This window comes from Aliidiomarina sedimenti (assembly GCF_003986955.1).
GTDB lineage: Bacteria > Pseudomonadota > Gammaproteobacteria > Enterobacterales > Alteromonadaceae > Aliidiomarina > Aliidiomarina sedimenti.
Window position 1 is genome coordinate 67,361 of record NZ_PIPN01000005.1, and the last position, 15,497, is coordinate 82,857.

Annotated in this window: 11 protein-coding genes; 6 read left to right on the forward strand and 5 right to left on the reverse strand. The window is 53.7% G+C overall.

The window, feature by feature from the left end:
* Positions 1 to 36: 36 nt before the first annotated feature.
* Both CWE12_RS10985 and CWE12_RS10990 read left to right on the forward strand, forming a co-directional pair.
* The gene (locus CWE12_RS10985) at positions 37 to 1,644 is read left to right on the forward strand and encodes a LysM peptidoglycan-binding domain-containing protein (RefSeq protein WP_126789766.1); all 1,608 of its coding nucleotides are present in this window, start codon (positions 37 to 39) and stop codon (positions 1,642 to 1,644) included.
* Entirely contained in the window at positions 1,644 to 2,171 is a 528-nt protein-coding gene (locus CWE12_RS10990; protein ID WP_126789767.1) for a hypothetical protein, read from the forward strand. The genes CWE12_RS10985 and CWE12_RS10990 overlap by 1 nt, the downstream gene beginning before the upstream one ends.
* On the opposite strand, the gene ligA is transcribed toward CWE12_RS10990, so the two are convergent.
* The 3 genes from ligA to smc are packed head-to-tail and all read right to left on the reverse strand — an operon-like array spanning position 2,148 to position 8,675.
* Positions 2,148 to 4,190 carry an NAD-dependent DNA ligase LigA gene (gene ligA, locus CWE12_RS10995; protein ID WP_126789768.1) on the reverse strand — a complete coding sequence of 681 codons (2,043 nt, stop codon included), beginning with the start codon at positions 4,188 to 4,190 and terminating at the stop codon, positions 2,148 to 2,150. The two genes, CWE12_RS10990 and ligA, sit on opposite strands and share 24 nt — an antisense overlap.
* A gap of 7 nt (positions 4,191 to 4,197) precedes the next feature.
* On the reverse strand, positions 4,198 to 5,172 hold the full coding sequence (gene zipA / locus CWE12_RS11000) for a cell division protein ZipA (RefSeq protein ID WP_126789769.1): 975 nt from the start codon (positions 5,170 to 5,172) through the stop codon (positions 4,198 to 4,200).
* A gap of 26 nt (positions 5,173 to 5,198) precedes the next feature.
* Complete coding sequence (smc, locus tag CWE12_RS11005; protein ID WP_126789975.1) at positions 5,199 to 8,675, reverse strand: chromosome segregation protein SMC; 3,477 nt, start codon at positions 8,673 to 8,675, stop codon at positions 5,199 to 5,201.
* Between the two features lie 163 nt (positions 8,676 to 8,838).
* Here smc and CWE12_RS11010 point away from each other — a divergent pair, with 163 nt between their 5' ends.
* Positions 8,839 to 9,378, forward strand: a complete 540-nt coding sequence (locus tag CWE12_RS11010; RefSeq protein WP_126789770.1) for a sn-glycerol-3-phosphate transporter — start codon at positions 8,839 to 8,841, stop codon at positions 9,376 to 9,378.
* A gap of 87 nt (positions 9,379 to 9,465) precedes the next feature.
* Complete coding sequence (locus CWE12_RS11015) at positions 9,466 to 10,362, forward strand: hypothetical protein (RefSeq protein ID WP_126789771.1); 897 nt, start codon at positions 9,466 to 9,468, stop codon at positions 10,360 to 10,362.
* On the opposite strand, the gene rmuC is transcribed toward CWE12_RS11015, so the two are convergent.
* Positions 10,359 to 11,651 carry a DNA recombination protein RmuC gene (gene rmuC, locus CWE12_RS11020; protein ID WP_126789772.1) on the reverse strand — a complete coding sequence of 431 codons (1,293 nt, stop codon included), beginning with the start codon at positions 11,649 to 11,651 and terminating at the stop codon, positions 10,359 to 10,361. The genes CWE12_RS11015 and rmuC overlap by 4 nt on opposite strands.
* Positions 11,652 to 11,766: 115 nt before the next feature.
* The gene (locus tag CWE12_RS11025; protein WP_241984197.1) at positions 11,767 to 13,332 is read right to left on the reverse strand and encodes a fumarate hydratase; all 1,566 of its coding nucleotides are present in this window, start codon (positions 13,330 to 13,332) and stop codon (positions 11,767 to 11,769) included.
* Positions 13,333 to 13,447: 115 nt separating this feature from the next.
* On the opposite strand from CWE12_RS11025, the gene pabB reads away from it, so the two are divergent.
* Positions 13,448 to 14,851, forward strand: coding sequence for an aminodeoxychorismate synthase component I (gene pabB / locus CWE12_RS11030; RefSeq protein ID WP_126789773.1), 1,404 nt, complete (start codon positions 13,448 to 13,450; stop codon positions 14,849 to 14,851).
* Positions 14,844 to 15,455 carry a CoA pyrophosphatase gene (locus tag CWE12_RS11035; protein ID WP_241984198.1) on the forward strand — a complete coding sequence of 204 codons (612 nt, stop codon included), beginning with the start codon at positions 14,844 to 14,846 and terminating at the stop codon, positions 15,453 to 15,455. Before pabB ends, CWE12_RS11035 begins: the two co-directional genes overlap by 8 nt.
* Positions 15,456 to 15,497 lie beyond the last annotated feature (42 nt).

Genomic DNA, 15,497 nt, shown 5'->3' on the forward strand with positions numbered 1-15,497 from the left:
AATGGCTTTAAAAGCCGTGCGCTACATAGGTTGTATATGAAAAAAATATGTCTTGCGGTACTCGGTGCCCTTGCTTTGTCTGGCTGCCAGGCGACCCAATGGGTTTCTGATAATGTGATGCCGAAGCCTTATACTGACGAGGAACGCACTCACTCCATGGACGAGGGCCTGGCGTTATACGCGCTAAACGCCCCCGTCAATTTACCGACACCCACCTCGACCGATAGCAGCCTCTCCCCTCAGCAACAGGCTGACCTGTGGGATCGTATGCGCTTGCAGATGAGCATTGACGTGCCGCTTAACGAACGAGTGCAAACCCATATTGATTGGTACACCCGGCATTCCAGCTACATTGATCGCATTTCACAGCAGGCGGCACCGTTTTTATATCTGATTATTGAGCGTATCGAGGAACGTGGGTTACCCGTAGAGCTAGCGCTGGTCCCGGTGGTCGAGAGTTCCTATGATACCTTTGCCTACTCTCATGGCAGTGCATCAGGCATTTGGCAGTTTATCCCGAGCACGGCAACTTACTACGGACTGGATATCAACTGGTGGTACGACGGCCGTCGCGACATCATTGCTGCCACCGATACGGCACTGGATTATCTGGAACGCCTGCACCGTACCTTCGACGGTGACTGGCTGCACGCTATGGCTGCATACAATGCCGGCCAGGGCCGGGTCGCCGGAGCTATCCGCCGCAACAAAAATGCCGGTCTGGATACCGATTTCTGGTCGTTAAACTTACCTCGCGAAACGCAAAACTACGTTCCAAAAATCCTCGCGCTGGCCGAGCTGTTACGTGACAGCCAAAACTATGGCGTTGACTGGCGTTATGTTGCCAACCAGCCGGTAACCGCGGTGATTGAACTTGAGAATCAGATTGACTTAGCGCAAGCCGCTGAAATGGCGGGGATGACTTTGCACGAATTGCATCGTTTTAACTCTGGTTATAATCGCTGGGCTACCGGCCCGGACGGCCCCCATCGTTTACTGCTGCCAGTGGCCAACGCCGAGCAGTTTAACGTTGCCCTGGCGCAAACGTCGCCTGAGCAGTGGATGAACTGGCAACGCCATCAGGTACAAAGCGGCGAATCGCTGATTCGGATTGCAAATCAATACGGTACAACCGCACGCGCCATCCAGTTAGCCAATGAACTCGACGGGCACGTTATCCGCCAGGGAGACCATTTATTAATTCCGGTGGCCAGTCTCGATCTCGAAGAATACACGCTGAGTGCTGAGCAACGCCGCGTATCGACGCAAAACCGTTCGCGAGGCAATCATCGTATTAACCACCAGGTCGCCAGTGGTGATACCTTGTGGGATCTTAGCCGCAAATACAGCGTGCCGGTACGCAGCTTGGCCTCGTGGAACAATATGGCGCCGGGGGACTTTCTTCGTCCTGGTCAGACGCTGACCATCTGGCGTCAGGAACGCCCGTCCAATGCGGGCGATGGCGCGGTGGTCCGGGCGGTGTATTATCAGGTTCGTTCAGGCGATTCGCTGGACCGGATTGCTAATCGTTTCAGTGTTTCCATTGCGGACATTGAGCGCTGGAATGAGATCAACCGTCAGCGCTTTTTACAGCCAGGCCAACGGCTCACCTTATATGTTGACGTAACCCGGGTAAATATCTGATGAAACGGCTACTTTTAATTGGATTGTGTTTGATTTGCTGGGCCCTGGCAACGTCCGTTAAAGCCGACACAAATGACGAAGATAGCCGCGGTTTTTCGTATCGGATAGAAGGTCAGGCGGTGCTCGCTGACGGCGAAGAAATTGAAGTCGACATGTTACTCGGCTTTCAGCGCAGCCAGACCCGTGGCTGGTATTTCCGCGCTGGACCGGACTATATTTTCCGCGACACGCCACCGCAAGCCTACTACCTGAATCTGATCCTGGACGGTGAAGGCCACGCGTACATTCTGGAATTTTCTGATCAGCCGATTAAGACCTTTCTGGTCACCGTGGATGACTACGAACTGGAACTAATGCCAACTGAGAATCCGGAGATAAATTTTGGTGTTCGCCTGCGCATGAACGAACGGCAATATCTTTTCGACAGCTCTCACCCACGCCTGCGTTTTGAGTTAACTGAAGATGGCCTTAGCACTATCGTGGCCGAGCGCACCATGCGCGACTTATCCATCCGCCGCGCCGAGTAACGCCAGTAAGTCTGCTTCGCTGAGCACTGGGACCCCCAGTGCTTCGGCTTTAGCCAGCTTCGATCCTGCTTTTTCGCCGGCAACCACACCACTGGTTTTGGCTGAGACACTACCAGCAACTTTTGCTCCAAGCGCCATCAACTGCGCTTTCGCCTCATCCCGGGTCATCTCTGTCAAGGTGCCGGTTAACACATAGGTCTTACCGCTCAACGGCTGTTCGCTTTGACTCGGGGCACTTAGCTGAGGCCAGCTGACGGCCTTGTCGCCGCTAATCAACGCATTGATAACAGCCAGGTTATGTGGCTCACGAAAGAACGCATAAACGTGTTCTGCGACAACCACACCCACATCATTGACGTCCTGCAATGCCTCTTTGTCTGCAGCCATCAGGTTATCCAGCGATGCAAAGTGCAGCGCCAGATTTTGCGCCGTGGCTTCCCCTACTTCCCGAATACCCAGGCTGTATAGAAATTTGGCTAACGTGGTGACCCTGCTTTTATCTATGGCAGCGACCAGGTTCTGCGCCGATTTCGTTCCCATCCGCGGTAGCGATGCCAGTTGCTGCGTGGTTAACCTATAGAGTTCAGCCGGGCTCTGTACCCACTCGCGCTCTACCAGCTGTTCAATCAGTTTGTCACCCAGCCCGTCGATGTCCATAGCCTTACGCGATGCATAATGCATCAGCGCCTGCTTGCGCTGTGCCGCACAATACAAACCACCGCTACACCGCGCCACAGCTTCGCCTTCAACACGTTCAATCGCGGACTGACAGACCGGGCACTGGGTTGGAAACTCAATGGCCTGCGTGTCCGCCGGACGTTCATCCAACACCACTCCAACGACCTGGGGAATAACGTCGCCAGCGCGCCGAACGATCACGCGATCGCCAATACGAACGCCCAGCCGCTCTATTTCATCCGCGTTGTGCAGCGTCGCATTGGATACCGTAACCCCGGCCACTGTCACCGGCTCCAGCCGGGCTACAGGGGTTATAGCGCCTGTTCGGCCGACCTGAAAGTCGACCCCGCGCAACCAGGTAAGCTCCTCCTGGGCGGGAAATTTATACGCAATCGCCCAGCGTGGCGCCCGTGAAACAAAGCCCAGTTGCTGCTGCAGGTCGATTGCATCAAGCTTAAATACCACACCATCAATTTCATAGCGCAACGCGGCGCGGCGTTGCTGGATATCTGCATAATACTCAAAGCAGGCGTCACTGGTATCCAGCTGGCGAGTTTCAGGACAGACCGGTACACCCCAGTCTTTTAATTGCATTAAACGCTGGTAGTGGCTGTCGTCATCCAGTTCCCGAGCCGGTTCGACTTCTCCCATCGCGTAGGCATAAAACTGCAACGGTCGCCGGGCGGTAATTCGCGAATCGAGTTGGCGCAAACTTCCAGCCGCCGCATTGCGTGGATTAGCAAATACTTTTTCCCCCAGCTCGCGCGCTTTCTCGTTATAGGCGCTAAAGCCTGCCACAGGCATAAATACTTCACCACGCACTTCCAGCCGCGCCGGGACATCGCCGCGTAAGCGCAACGGCACGTTTTTAATGGTCCGCACATTGGCGGTAATGTCTTCGCCCTGATAGCCGTCACCACGGGTAGCAGCACGCACCAGCTTGCCGTTCTCATACAGAATACTGACGGCGGCACCATCCAGCTTAGGCTCTGCACACCAGCGCAGCCTTTGCTCCCCGCTCCGCTCTTCGACCCGGCGAATAAATTGTTCCATCGATACCTGGTCAAAGGCATTATCGAGTGACAACATCGGCACCTCATGGGTAACGGTGGCGAAGGCCCCTGACGGCGGTGCGCCTACTTTTTGCGTGGGCGACTCATCGCTGGCCAGTTCCGGGAACTGACTCTCAAGCTCCGTTGCCCGTGCAAAGAGTCGGTCATATTCCGCGTCTGGCACGCTCGGCGCGTCCTGCACATAATACTCATAATTAAATTGCTGCAGACGATCGCGTAAGTCTTCCAGCTCGGCTTTCGCAGCGGCCAGTGATAAAGATGTTGTCATGTCTGAACTACCAGTTGGTCGTGGGCTTTTGCAAACGCTGTTTACGTTCGAATTCGCGAATCCGCTGATACGTATGCTGCACGGACTGTTTGGTCACCGGGTTACGGTTTCCATCCAGAACCGCCGCGCGGGGCATTGCGTCCGCGATTTTATTTGCCGCATTGTACATCATAGTGAACGCCTGATGACCGTCACTCTTGAGTGGCAGGGTCATAAACAGCACCAGTCCTTCTGTATGAAACCGCTCCATACTATGGATATCGAAGGTCCCGGGGTTAAACATATTCGCCACGCTGAATAACACAGGTCCATGTCCGGAGGACTCCAGGTGGCGGTGAAAAATATCCATCTCACCATATTTGAGTCCCAGCTCAGCGGTCATCTGCAACAGTATGGCACCCTGAATATCGCCGGTAATAAACAAGGTGATCACTTCCATGTCATCCTTTGCTGCAGGTTCTGATTGAGGTTCTTCCTTCGCGTCTGCAGGCTCTTCTAGCGGGCTGTGCTGGTCGTTCTCAACATGCTGCACCTGATCGGTTGTTGCCTGCGGCGACTGCTCTGCGCCCCGGCTGTCATCCACCCGTTGGTCATTGTCATCAAGTAAGCCCATTTGCTGCTGCTCAACTGAGGCTCGCTCATCATTCAAATCGATTTCCATTTGTTGCAGATCTGGCTCATGCAACTGCTCATCGTGCAGCAGATCAGTTTCCACATCGGTCGCGATCTCAGGCTCACGCTTACGGCTGCGACCCGGTCTGGTCGACACGTCACGCGGTGGTCGCGAAGTCTCCTCGCTGAGATCAATATCATCGGCGGCACTGAACAGATCGTCCGCTTGTCGGCTACGTTTGCGTTCAAGGGTTTCCTGCTCTCCTCGCGCTTGCTGGTTATTCTTGCGGATAGTCCATAGCCCCTTACCAAGCAGAGCCAGTATCACCAGTAAACCAATTATCATTAGAGCAATGCGTAAGCTATCCATCGTGTCCTTGTAACCCTTTGTTAGTATCAGGAGGCGTCGGCCAATGCCACGGCCTCATCCACATCGACTGCGACCAGGCGACTCACACCTGGTTCCTGCATGGTTACCCCAGCGAGGTGGGTCGCCATCTCCATCGCTATCTTATTATGGCTGATATAAATAAACTGTACCGATTCTGACATTTCCTGCACCAATCTACAAAAACGACCCACGTTGGCATCATCCAATGGTGCGTCCACCTCATCGAGCATGCAAAAAGGCGCAGGGTTCAGGCGAAATATAGCAAATACCAGCGACAATGCCGTTAACGCTTTTTCCCCACCCGAAAGCAAGTGAATAGTGCTGTTCTTCTTGCCCGGTGGGCGCGCCATGATAGTGACACCGGTTTCCAGCAGGTCGTCGTCCGTCAGTGCCAGGTAGGCACTGCCGCCCCCGAATACTTTAGGGAATAACTGACTCAGATCGCTATTGACCTGATCGAAAGTTTTGCGAAAACGTTGCCGTGTTTCTTTATCGATCTTTTTAATCGCATCTTCAAGCAACGCAAGTGATTCGTTCAAATCATCATACTGACTGTCGAGGTAAGCCTTTCGTTCCGCCTGAGCTTCCGCCTCTTCGATCGCCGCCAGGTTAATCGCCCCAAGCTGCTGCAACGAGCGGGCTATCTTATCTAGTCGCTGCTGCCATTCACCTTCGTCTGCGTCCTCCGGCATGGCTTCCAGTATTTCTTTTAATGCATAGCCGGTTTCCTGCAACCCTTCGAGCAGACTATGACCGCGCTCGCGGGAGGCAGCCAACTCAAGTTTGCTGGCTTCGACCTGCTCTCGCTGCTGCTCAATTTTCTGCTGCACACCTTGCTGGCCGCTGTTGAGTACGTTCAACTCAGCGTCGACTTCAGCCAGAGCCTCAGCAAATGCCTGTTTCTCCGCCTCAGCGTCTTCACGGCGAGCCAGCGCTTCCGCCAGCTCTTCCTGTTGTTCGGTCGTATCCTGATCCTGCTGCTGGCCCTGCAGACCCGCTATACGCTCACGTAACGCCTCTTCATTGCTACTGCTGCGTTGCATCGAACGCTGCAAATGCGCCTGCGACTGCTGTGCCTGCTGCTGCTTCAGTTGCAGCTGGTGGACATCCTGTTGCACCACCTGTTGCTGGTCGCGCACCGCCTGCAATTGTTGCCGTGCCTGACTTAATTGTTGTTGCTGCAGCTGTTCTGCCGGCTCCTGATCACTTACTTCAATACGCAGGCTGTCGAGTTCATCTTCCAACGCCAGCTTACGTTCTTCCTGTTCGGCCAGGGTCAGCGATAATTCTTCGACACTTTGTTCCAGCTCGTCACGCTCTTGTTGCTGCTGCTCGAGTCGTTGCTGCAACGATTGCAATTCAGTGCGCTGCTCGAGAACCTGCTGCTGACGGTTGCGCAGTTGCTCAGCAACACGCTCCAGTTCGGTTTCGCTGCGTTGTTTTTTCTCGCGCAACTCACGTTGCCGTTGCTCCAGCGCCGACGACTGCTGTTCCAATTGCGCGTGATCAGCCTGCCATTGCTGTAAGTTCTGCTGCCAGGCAAGAACACTGTCCGCCGAATCGGTTGGCTGTTGAATACCATCCGGGGTATACAGCCGCCCTGCCTGGTCGACCGCCATCAGGTAGGACTGCTGGCCAAATAACTCTGCCGCTTCCTCTCCGTCGGCGACCAGTGCCACATTCCGGAACAAGTGCAGATGCGCAGCATCACCAGTTAACCGGGTTGCCAGGCTTTTCGCCGGGGGCGGCTGAGCAATTTTATGCAGGTGCAACAGTCCCCCCTGGGTTAACGGCGCTTGCAATAATGTTTCAAACTCAGCCTGACGCAACACAGGGGCATGTAGCAGCGCGCCTGCCACCGCTTCAACGGCACTTTGCCAGCGTGTATCAACCTCCAGCAGCTGCAACAAGGACGGCGCATGCGCCTGGCCCTGAAGCCAGCTATCCAGTGCTGGCTGCTGAGCTGGTTCGGCACTGGCCAGCAATTGCTCAAACGAAGCAATGCGTCCACTGACTTGTTGCCGCTGACTGTTCAGCTGGTGTACTTCTACACTCAGCGCCTCCAGTTCAGTCGCTTGTTGCAGGCTATGCTGCTTTGCTGCCTGATGAGTCTGTTCCGCTTCCGCTAACTGCTGTTCACTCTCACTCAGGGTGGCGCTTAACTGCGTCTGTTCCGCTTGCAAATTCTGTTGCTGTAACTGCGCCAGTCGCGTTTGCGCCTGCTGATACTGCACATCCAGCCGCTGTTGTAAGCTCTCCATCCCGGCCAGCTCGGTCTGAGCAACCTGGATCCGCTGATTCTTATCGCGCATTCGCTGCGCGAGCGCGTCGGCTTCCTGCTGCTGGTTTTGCAACGCCTCTTCAAGCTCGAGTAAACGCTCACTGCTTTCTTCCAGCTCAGCCTGTTTAAGCTCAAACTCAGGCTCGAGCTGGAGCAGCGTTTCTGCTATCAACTCAGCCTCAGCGCTTTCTTCGTCCAGCTGGCTACGTAACTGTTCAAGCTGCAGCGTCGCTTCGTCCAGATCACGCCGTCGTTGGTCCGCCAACTGACGTTGATGCTGAATACTCTGTTCCATCCGGGTAATATCATTATTGCACTGGTAGAAAGCTTGCTGCGCTTTATCAAAGTCAGCTTTGAGTTGTGCCTGGCGTTCACGAAGCTCGGTCTGACCACGTTCACTGCCACGTTGTTCGGCTATCCAGCGCTCTAACTCGGTTTGTTCGTCACGCAGCTGAGCTTCAACCCGGTCACATTGCTGTTGATAGTGCAGCCAGCGCAATGCCTGCAACTGTGCCTTAAGCGTCCGCTCTTCTGCTTTTAAGGTTTTATAGCGCTGCGCCGCTGCAGCCTGACGTTGCAATTTGGCAAGCTGGGTGCCCAGTTCGTCGCGCACATCGGTTAATCGTTCCAGGTTTTCCCGCGTGCGGCGCATCCGGCTCTCACTATCCTTGCGTCGCTCTTTGTATTTTGAAATGCCTGCAGCTTCTTCAATAAAGACACGCAGTTCCTGCGGGCGGGACTCGATTAAGCGGGAAATCATACCCTGTTCAATAATTGCGTAGCTACGTGGCCCTAACCCTGTCCCCAGAAACAGATCCGTAATATCGCGGCGCCGGCACTTACTGCCATTGAGAAAATAGCTGGACTGGCCGTCCCGGGTCACCAGGCGTTTAACAGAAATCTCCTGGTAACTGGCATATTCCCCCTGCAAACGTCCTTCACTGTTATCAAAAACCAGTTCAACACTGGCACGGGAGACTGGTTTACGCGAATTGGATCCGTTAAAAATAACATCGGTCATTGCATCGCCGCGCAAATTTTTCGCCGAGCTTTCGCCCAGAACCCAGCGCACCGCGTCAATCACATTTGATTTTCCGCAGCCGTTCGGCCCGACTACACAGGTCATCTGCTCGGGGAAAGGTACTTTGGTTGAGTCAACAAAGGACTTAAAACCAGCCAGCTTGATATAATTTAAGCGCATCATTTATAGCTTTTTATTCGCGAGCCCCTAGTCTAGCGGCAAACCAGACCTGACTACAACTTTGTCATAACTATGCAAAAATTCCGGGGGATATTTGCAGGCGGCGGCGAAGATACATAGTATTAGCTCCAACCCAACAGACCTGACAATCCCGAGGTGTATTTTGCCGTTTCGCAGGCTGCTTAATCTGCTATCTCTGTTTGCCCTTATCGTCGGCTCCGCACACGCGGAATCCGGCAAAGGAGCCGCCAACAATAAATACACCCTGAGCACCTCGTTGTGGACGCAACATTTCAACCCTCAACCCGGACAAAATAATAACCAGAATTACATTGGTCTGGAACGGCGTGGGCAGAATATGCTGTCAATCCCTCTCGATGCACGTTTTCCGGCGTTAGAGAATGCCACGCCGCTACTCGGCTTTGCCTTTTTCAATAACTCGTATTATCAGTCGTCCGTCTACGCCTATGCCGGGTATGACTATGATATCTGGCAGGGTGACAACAGTGCCCTCTATATAAAGTTAACGGCCGGGTTTATCCATGGCTACCGCGATGAGTATCAGCACAAAGTGCCGCTGAATGACTATGGGACCTCACCCGCCGCGATTCCCAGCTTTGGTTTTCGCTATAAACAGATCGACAGTGAACTGGTGATATTTGGTGTTTCCGGTCTCATGTTACTAATTGGTTATAATTTTTAACAAAGGCCATTGCCGAACCTAAACATTCATCGTAGTATTAGTAGCTAAGTGTTGATTTATTTATTCATGGCCCGAGGTTTTATACCTATGTTCCAGCGCTTACTTTACATTATCGGCTTTTGCATCCTAAGCTCAGCGTCCGCGTCTGAGCAGTCTCCTCCGCGTATTACCTGGTTAACTGATGTTGACCCTGACGTGCCCGTCGCAACCCCGACGTCCTCTTCTGATATCAATAGTCAGTTACTTGCGCTGTATCAGCCCTACCTGAAGGACTTCGATGTCCAGCCACGCTTTGTAAACTCGGCCCGCGCCCAGGCGATGTTGAGCGAACAGGCCCATGTCTGTCGTGGTAAGAGTGTTTACAATGAAGAACGTGGTCAGTATGCCTATGCATCGGCCCTGCCTCAGGTGGTTTTCCCGCCGCTGCGATTGTATATGCTGGCCTCTCATCGGCTGGCGGACCAGGTCGAAGCGTTAAAGTCCGCTTCAGAAGACGACCATCTCTCATTGCAGGAGGTGCTTTCATTGAGCCCGAATCTCACCCTTGGCCTGGTCCGGGGCCGTTCCTACGGTGAGGACTTAGATCAAGCGCTGAGCAGAGACCGCCATAGTAACCAGTTGTGGATCCGATCGGTGCCTGATCAAGCGTCCGGGCTTTTCGATATGCTCGTCAGTGGACGCATCGACCTCACGATTCATACATCAGTCGCGATGGAACGCTTTATTCAGATGAGTAATCAGGCGCAACCTGACCTTAAAGTCATTCCGTTACGTGAAGCGGACCGAGCCTTGCTTGGCTACCTGCTGTGTAATCGTAGCGAGCAGGGCCAGCAGTTTCTGCAAAGCGTCAATCTGGCGATTGAAGAGCTGAGCCGCACGCAGGAGTACTTTGATATGCATATGAGCTGGGTCCCGGCTGCCGAACGGCCCTATCTGGCACGTTTATACAACGACATCTATGGTACCAGTTTCCGCGCCGATTAATCCGCCTCGTCGATGTCCGGAGTTTGTGGCAGACGTTTGTTCGGCTGTACTCCCATCGCCCGGAACTTCTCTACCCGACTGATGATGTTGCCTCGCCCTTCGGCTAATTTGTTAAACGCGGAATCCAGGTGCTTTTCGGAGTTTTGCAGCGCGCCGCGCACCTTCTGCATGTCATCGACAAAACCAACAAACTTGTCATAAAGCCGGGCTGCGTCTTCAGCAATACGCTGCGCATTCTGGTTCTGATATTCGTACTGCCAGATATTGTGGACCGTGCGCAGGGCAACCAGCAGGTTGGTCGGGCTAACCAGCATGATATTGTTATCCAAAGCCAGACTAATCAGCTCGGGATCTTTATCCACTGCAAGCAGAAACGCTGGTTCCAGCGGAATAAACAACAACACATAGTCGAGCGTTCGTACGCCATCTAAACTCTGATAATTCTTTTTGCCAAGCTCTTTTATATGCTGACGCAACGACTGCAGATGCTGCTGCATTGCCTGCTCTCGCATGGCCTCATCGTCACTGTTGAAATAGCGTTCGTACGCGGTTAACGACACTTTCGAATCGATAACCACATCTTTGTCATTCGGCAAATGAACCACCACATCGGGCTTAAAGCTTTTTCCCTCTTCATCCCGGTGTTGACGCTGAGTTGTATACTCGTGCCCCTCTCTCAACCCGGACTGATCGAGCATACGACCCAATACCACTTCGCCCCAGTTGCCCTGCTGCTTATTATCACCCTTTAAGGCCATGGTCAGAGCCTGGGCTTCCGACGCCATTTGCTGATTAAGCTGACGTAACTGGTTCAGTTCCTGTTTTAACGACGCCCGTTCCCTGGTTTCATCATTAAACTGCTGAGACACTTGCTGGCGAAAGGTATCGATTTGCTGACGCAGAGGCGCCAGCGTATGGCTCAATGTTTCCTGGTTTCGTTTATTGAATTGCGCTGAGGTTTGTTCCAGGATGCGTCCGGCAAGGCGTTCAAACTCTTTTTCGAGGCGCTCCTCACTGCGCTGCAGCAGGCTTATTTTTTCATCCGCATGCTGTTTAATTTGCTCAGACTGAGTGCGAGTGCTGGCCAGCTTTACCTGAAGTTGTTGTTGGTAGTGCTGTGCTTCACGCAGATCATCCTGCTGCGCTTCGAAGCGCCGGGCAAGTTCGTCGTAACGCGCTTCCAGCAGGCGTTTAGGTTTCAGGTTCCATAACCCGTAAACACCTGCGCCAAGGGCAAATGTTGTTACCGCGGCAAGGGCCAGCAACCAAACCGGCGAGCTGAGCTCCATCTAAAACTCCTTCATTGCTTTTCAAATAAAAAGGCCTGTTGCCAATCATATCGGCAACAGGCCTTGCTTGCATCCATTATAGGCTGCTTAGGTGTAGCGACTGTCCCAGCTACGCTTAGCCTGGAAAGGCATCGGCTTCAGCGATCTTAACCGCCCATGTCGCCGGGCCAGCCTGATGCGCATTGTTCCCTTGCGCATCCACCGCAACCGTCACCGGCATGTCTTCGACTTCAAACTCGTAGATAGCTTCCATCCCCAGATCATCAAAGGCCACAACCTTGGCTTTCTTCACCGCTTTGGCCACCAGATAAGCCGCACCGCCGACCGCCATCAGGTAGACAGCCTTGTGTTGCGCAATGCTATCGACTGTCTTCTGGCCGCGCTCTGCTTTGCCGATCATACCAATAATGCCGGTCTGCTCGAGCATGGTATCAGTGAACTTGTCCATGCGCGTGGCTGTGGTCGGCCCGGCCGGCCCGACTGCCTCGTCGCCAACCGGATCGACAGGCCCTACGTAGTAAATAAACTTATCGGTAAAGTCGACGGGAAGCGGTTCACCTTTGCTTAGCATGTCGGCGATTCGCTTATGTGCGGCGTCACGCCCGGTTAACAACTTGCCGCTCAGAAGTACGGTTTCACCCATTTTCCAGTCAAGAACATCGTCTTTTTTAAGCTCATCCAGGTTCACCCGACGAACATTTTCACCCACTTCAAAGGTAATATCCGGCCAGTCTTCTAGTTTCGGCGGCTGCAAATCGGCAGGTCCCGAGCCATCAAGGGTAAAGTGCACATGCCGCGTCGCCGCGCAATTTGGGATCAGAGTGACCGGCTTCGATGCCGCATGGGTTGGCAGCGAGTTAATTTTTACATCGACCACTGTGGTAAGTCCGCCGAGACCCTGAGCACCAATACCCAGCTTGTTAACCCGTTCAAAGATTTCCAGACGCAGTTCTTCTTCCGCGTTCTGAGGGCCTCGCTCAATAAGTTCGTGAATATCCACCGGGTCCATTAGCGACTCCTTGGCTAACACCGCGGATTTTTCCGCCGTACCGCCAATGCCGAGACCAATCATACCTGGCGGGCACCAGCCTGCGCCCATCTTCGGCAGTGTTTCAACCACCCAGTCAGCAACCGAGTCACTCGGATTCAGCATCACCATTTTCGATTTGTTCTCAGATCCGCCACCTTTGGCCGCGATCATGACATCCACCTTTGCCCCGTGGACCATGTCCAGGTGCACCACCGCAGGCGTGTTGTCACCGGTGTTCTTGCGTGTTCCAGCAGGGTCAGCGACGATCGAAGCGCGTAATGGGTTATCCGGGTTCAGATACGCGCGACGGGTGCCTTCATCGACCATTTCCTGCACTGTCATATCCGTTTTATCCCACTGCACATCCATTCCGACTTTGACAAAACAGGTCACAATTCCGGTGTCCTGACAAATTGGGCGGTGTCCCTGGGCTGACATGCGTGAATTCTGCAGCATCTGCGCGATCGCATGTTTGGCCGCTTCACTTTGCTCGCGTTCATAGGCGTCCGCCAGCGCCTGGACAAAATCCAGCGGGTGATAGTACGAAATAAACTGCAGCGCATCTGCAATGCTTTCAATAAAATCCTGCTGTTTTATCACTGGCTTGGTGTTGCTTGACTCAGATTTTGCTGACATAGCTTGGGTCGACATAATTACCTCTAGTCCGGCTACAATGGTTGCCCGGCGCAAACCAGGAAACGTGATTCTTAAGCGGCGGTTATGATACTCTGTTTACCTTCAAGCTGCCAGTTAGAGACCTTGTTAAATGCCTCTGTCATCGTCACCCAATGTAGTACTCAGTCGCGAAGTTCCGTACTCCGACTGGTCCGATACACTGGCTCTGTTCACCCCGTTCAGTCGCGAACCCTGGGCGTTGCTACTTGACTCGTCAGCCAGTGTTCACCCCAATAGTCGCTACGACATTCTGCTGCGCCAACCGCTGCAGCAACTCAGCGCATCGGTTGCAGAGCTGCGTCAGCAAGGGCTGGATCCATTCGAGGAACTGCAACAGCAACTCTCGGCTCAGGCGGACTATAAGGGCGAGCACGACTTGCCATTTACTGGCGGCGCTGCCGGCTACTTTGCATACGATCTCGGTCGTTTACTGGAGTCCATTGACAGCCCGGACGCAGGGCCTGCAAGCAGTGATATTAATCTGCCTGATATCGCCCTGGGTTTTTATCAGCACGCATTAATTATCGACCATCAGGAACAGCGCAGTTTTGTCCTTGCCCCCGCCGACCAACTTGAGCACTACGAGGCGTTCTGGAAGCCTCCACATGCACTGGGGCAATTTGATTTTTCCCTTTGCGGGGCCTGGCAGAGCAACATGACTAAACCTGCCTACCTTGCAAAAATTAAGCATATCCATCAGCACCTGCGGGCCGGAAACTGCTACCAGGTAAACCTCGCGCAACGCTTCAGTACCAGCTATCAGGGTGATGAATGGCTTGCTTACAGAGCACTTCGTGAGGCAAACCGGGCACCTTTTTCTGCTTTTATGCGCCTGCCTGACGGAGCCATATTAAGTCTGTCACCTGAACGATTTTTACAGACCGATGCCACCGGCGCGGTGCAAACAAAGCCTATTAAAGGAACGCGACCGCGCAGTGATGACCCGCAGACTGATACCCTGCAACGGCAACAGCTCGCGAGCTCGGCCAAAGACCAGGCCGAAAACCTGATGATCGTTGATCTGCTGCGCAATGATTTAAGTCGAACCTGTCTCCCAGGCAGCGTCAAAGTGCCGGCTTTGTTTGCTATCGAGAGTTTCAATGCGGTGCACCATCTGGTTAGCACAGTCGTCGGCCAACTTGCGACCCCCCAGCAAAGCATCGAGTTGCTGCGTGCGGCGTTTCCTGGCGGCTCGATTACCGGTGCACCGAAAATCAGCGCCATGCGGATTATTGACTCGCTCGAACCGCACCGACGCAGTGTGTACTGCGGTAGTATCGGCTATATTAATAAAGATGGTTCCAGTGATACCAATATTGCGATCCGAACCTTAGTCGCCGCCCAGGGCCACCTGCATTGCTGGGCCGGTGGCGGAATTGTGATGGATTCAGTAGCGGAAGACGAATATCAGGAAACCTTTGACAAAGTTCAGCGAATTCTCCCTGTACTCACCAGCATGGGTCAGGCTGATCAAGTGAGTCGCGGTGATGATTAAAACCCGGGAGCAGTTTATTCGCCAGTTCAACCTCGGTCGGCCAAGCCCCACGCGCTTTGTCAAAGAGCTCCCCATCCATTACGATTTGCGCCCGTCTGCGGTATTAATTGCGCTGGTCGAACAGCCTCAGGGCATTGAAGTAGTATTGACTAAGCGCACCGACCACCTGCGCCACCATGCTGGCCAGATTTGTTTTCCGGGCGGCCGCCAGGACGCTGACGATGGTTCATTGCAGGTGACCGCCCTGCGCGAGTTCGAAGAAGAGCTCGGGGTCCCCCGCGATCAGGTAGAAATTATCGGGCAACTGCCCGACATGCCGGTGATCAGCCGTTTTATGATCCGCCCCTATGTTGGCTTTCTTAAGACGCAGCCCCAGTGGCAACCTTCTCCGGCTGAAGTTGAAGAAGTTTTCACCGTACCGCTGCACCAGTTGCTCAGTCATCAATTGCATTATGCCTATCAACTGCCACGCTTCGGTGTTCAGCGAGTGTGGTTCATTCCCTGGCGTGAACGTATGATTTGGGGAGCAACAGCGGCGATTGTGCGGAGTTTAAGCGAGCAGCTTCTGCCCACCACACAGAAGCTGTACAGACCACTTAACTGAGGCTTGCATAAGCCTCGCTTCGCCCCCACACTAGCCGTCATA

Coding starts and splice junctions, on each gene's coding strand:
- CWE12_RS10985 (WP_126789766.1), top strand. CDS start 37: ATGAAAAAAATATGTCTTGCGGTACTCGGTGCCCTTGCTTTGTCTGGC.
- CWE12_RS10990 (WP_126789767.1), top strand. CDS start 1,644: ATGAAACGGCTACTTTTAATTGGATTGTGTTTGATTTGCTGGGCCCTG.
- ligA (WP_126789768.1), bottom strand. CDS start 4,190: ATGACAACATCTTTATCACTGGCCGCTGCGAAAGCCGAGCTGGAAGAC.
- zipA (WP_126789769.1), bottom strand. CDS start 5,172: ATGGATAGCTTACGCATTGCTCTAATGATAATTGGTTTACTGGTGATA.
- smc (WP_126789975.1), bottom strand. CDS start 8,675: ATGCGCTTAAATTATATCAAGCTGGCTGGTTTTAAGTCCTTTGTTGAC.
- CWE12_RS11015 (WP_126789771.1), top strand. CDS start 9,466: ATGTTCCAGCGCTTACTTTACATTATCGGCTTTTGCATCCTAAGCTCA.
- rmuC (WP_126789772.1), bottom strand. CDS start 11,651: ATGGAGCTCAGCTCGCCGGTTTGGTTGCTGGCCCTTGCCGCGGTAACA.
- CWE12_RS11025 (WP_241984197.1), bottom strand. CDS start 13,332: ATGTCGACCCAAGCTATGTCAGCAAAATCTGAGTCAAGCAACACCAAG.
- pabB (WP_126789773.1), top strand. CDS start 13,448: ATGCCTCTGTCATCGTCACCCAATGTAGTACTCAGTCGCGAAGTTCCG.
- CWE12_RS11035 (WP_241984198.1), top strand. CDS start 14,844: ATGATTAAAACCCGGGAGCAGTTTATTCGCCAGTTCAACCTCGGTCGG.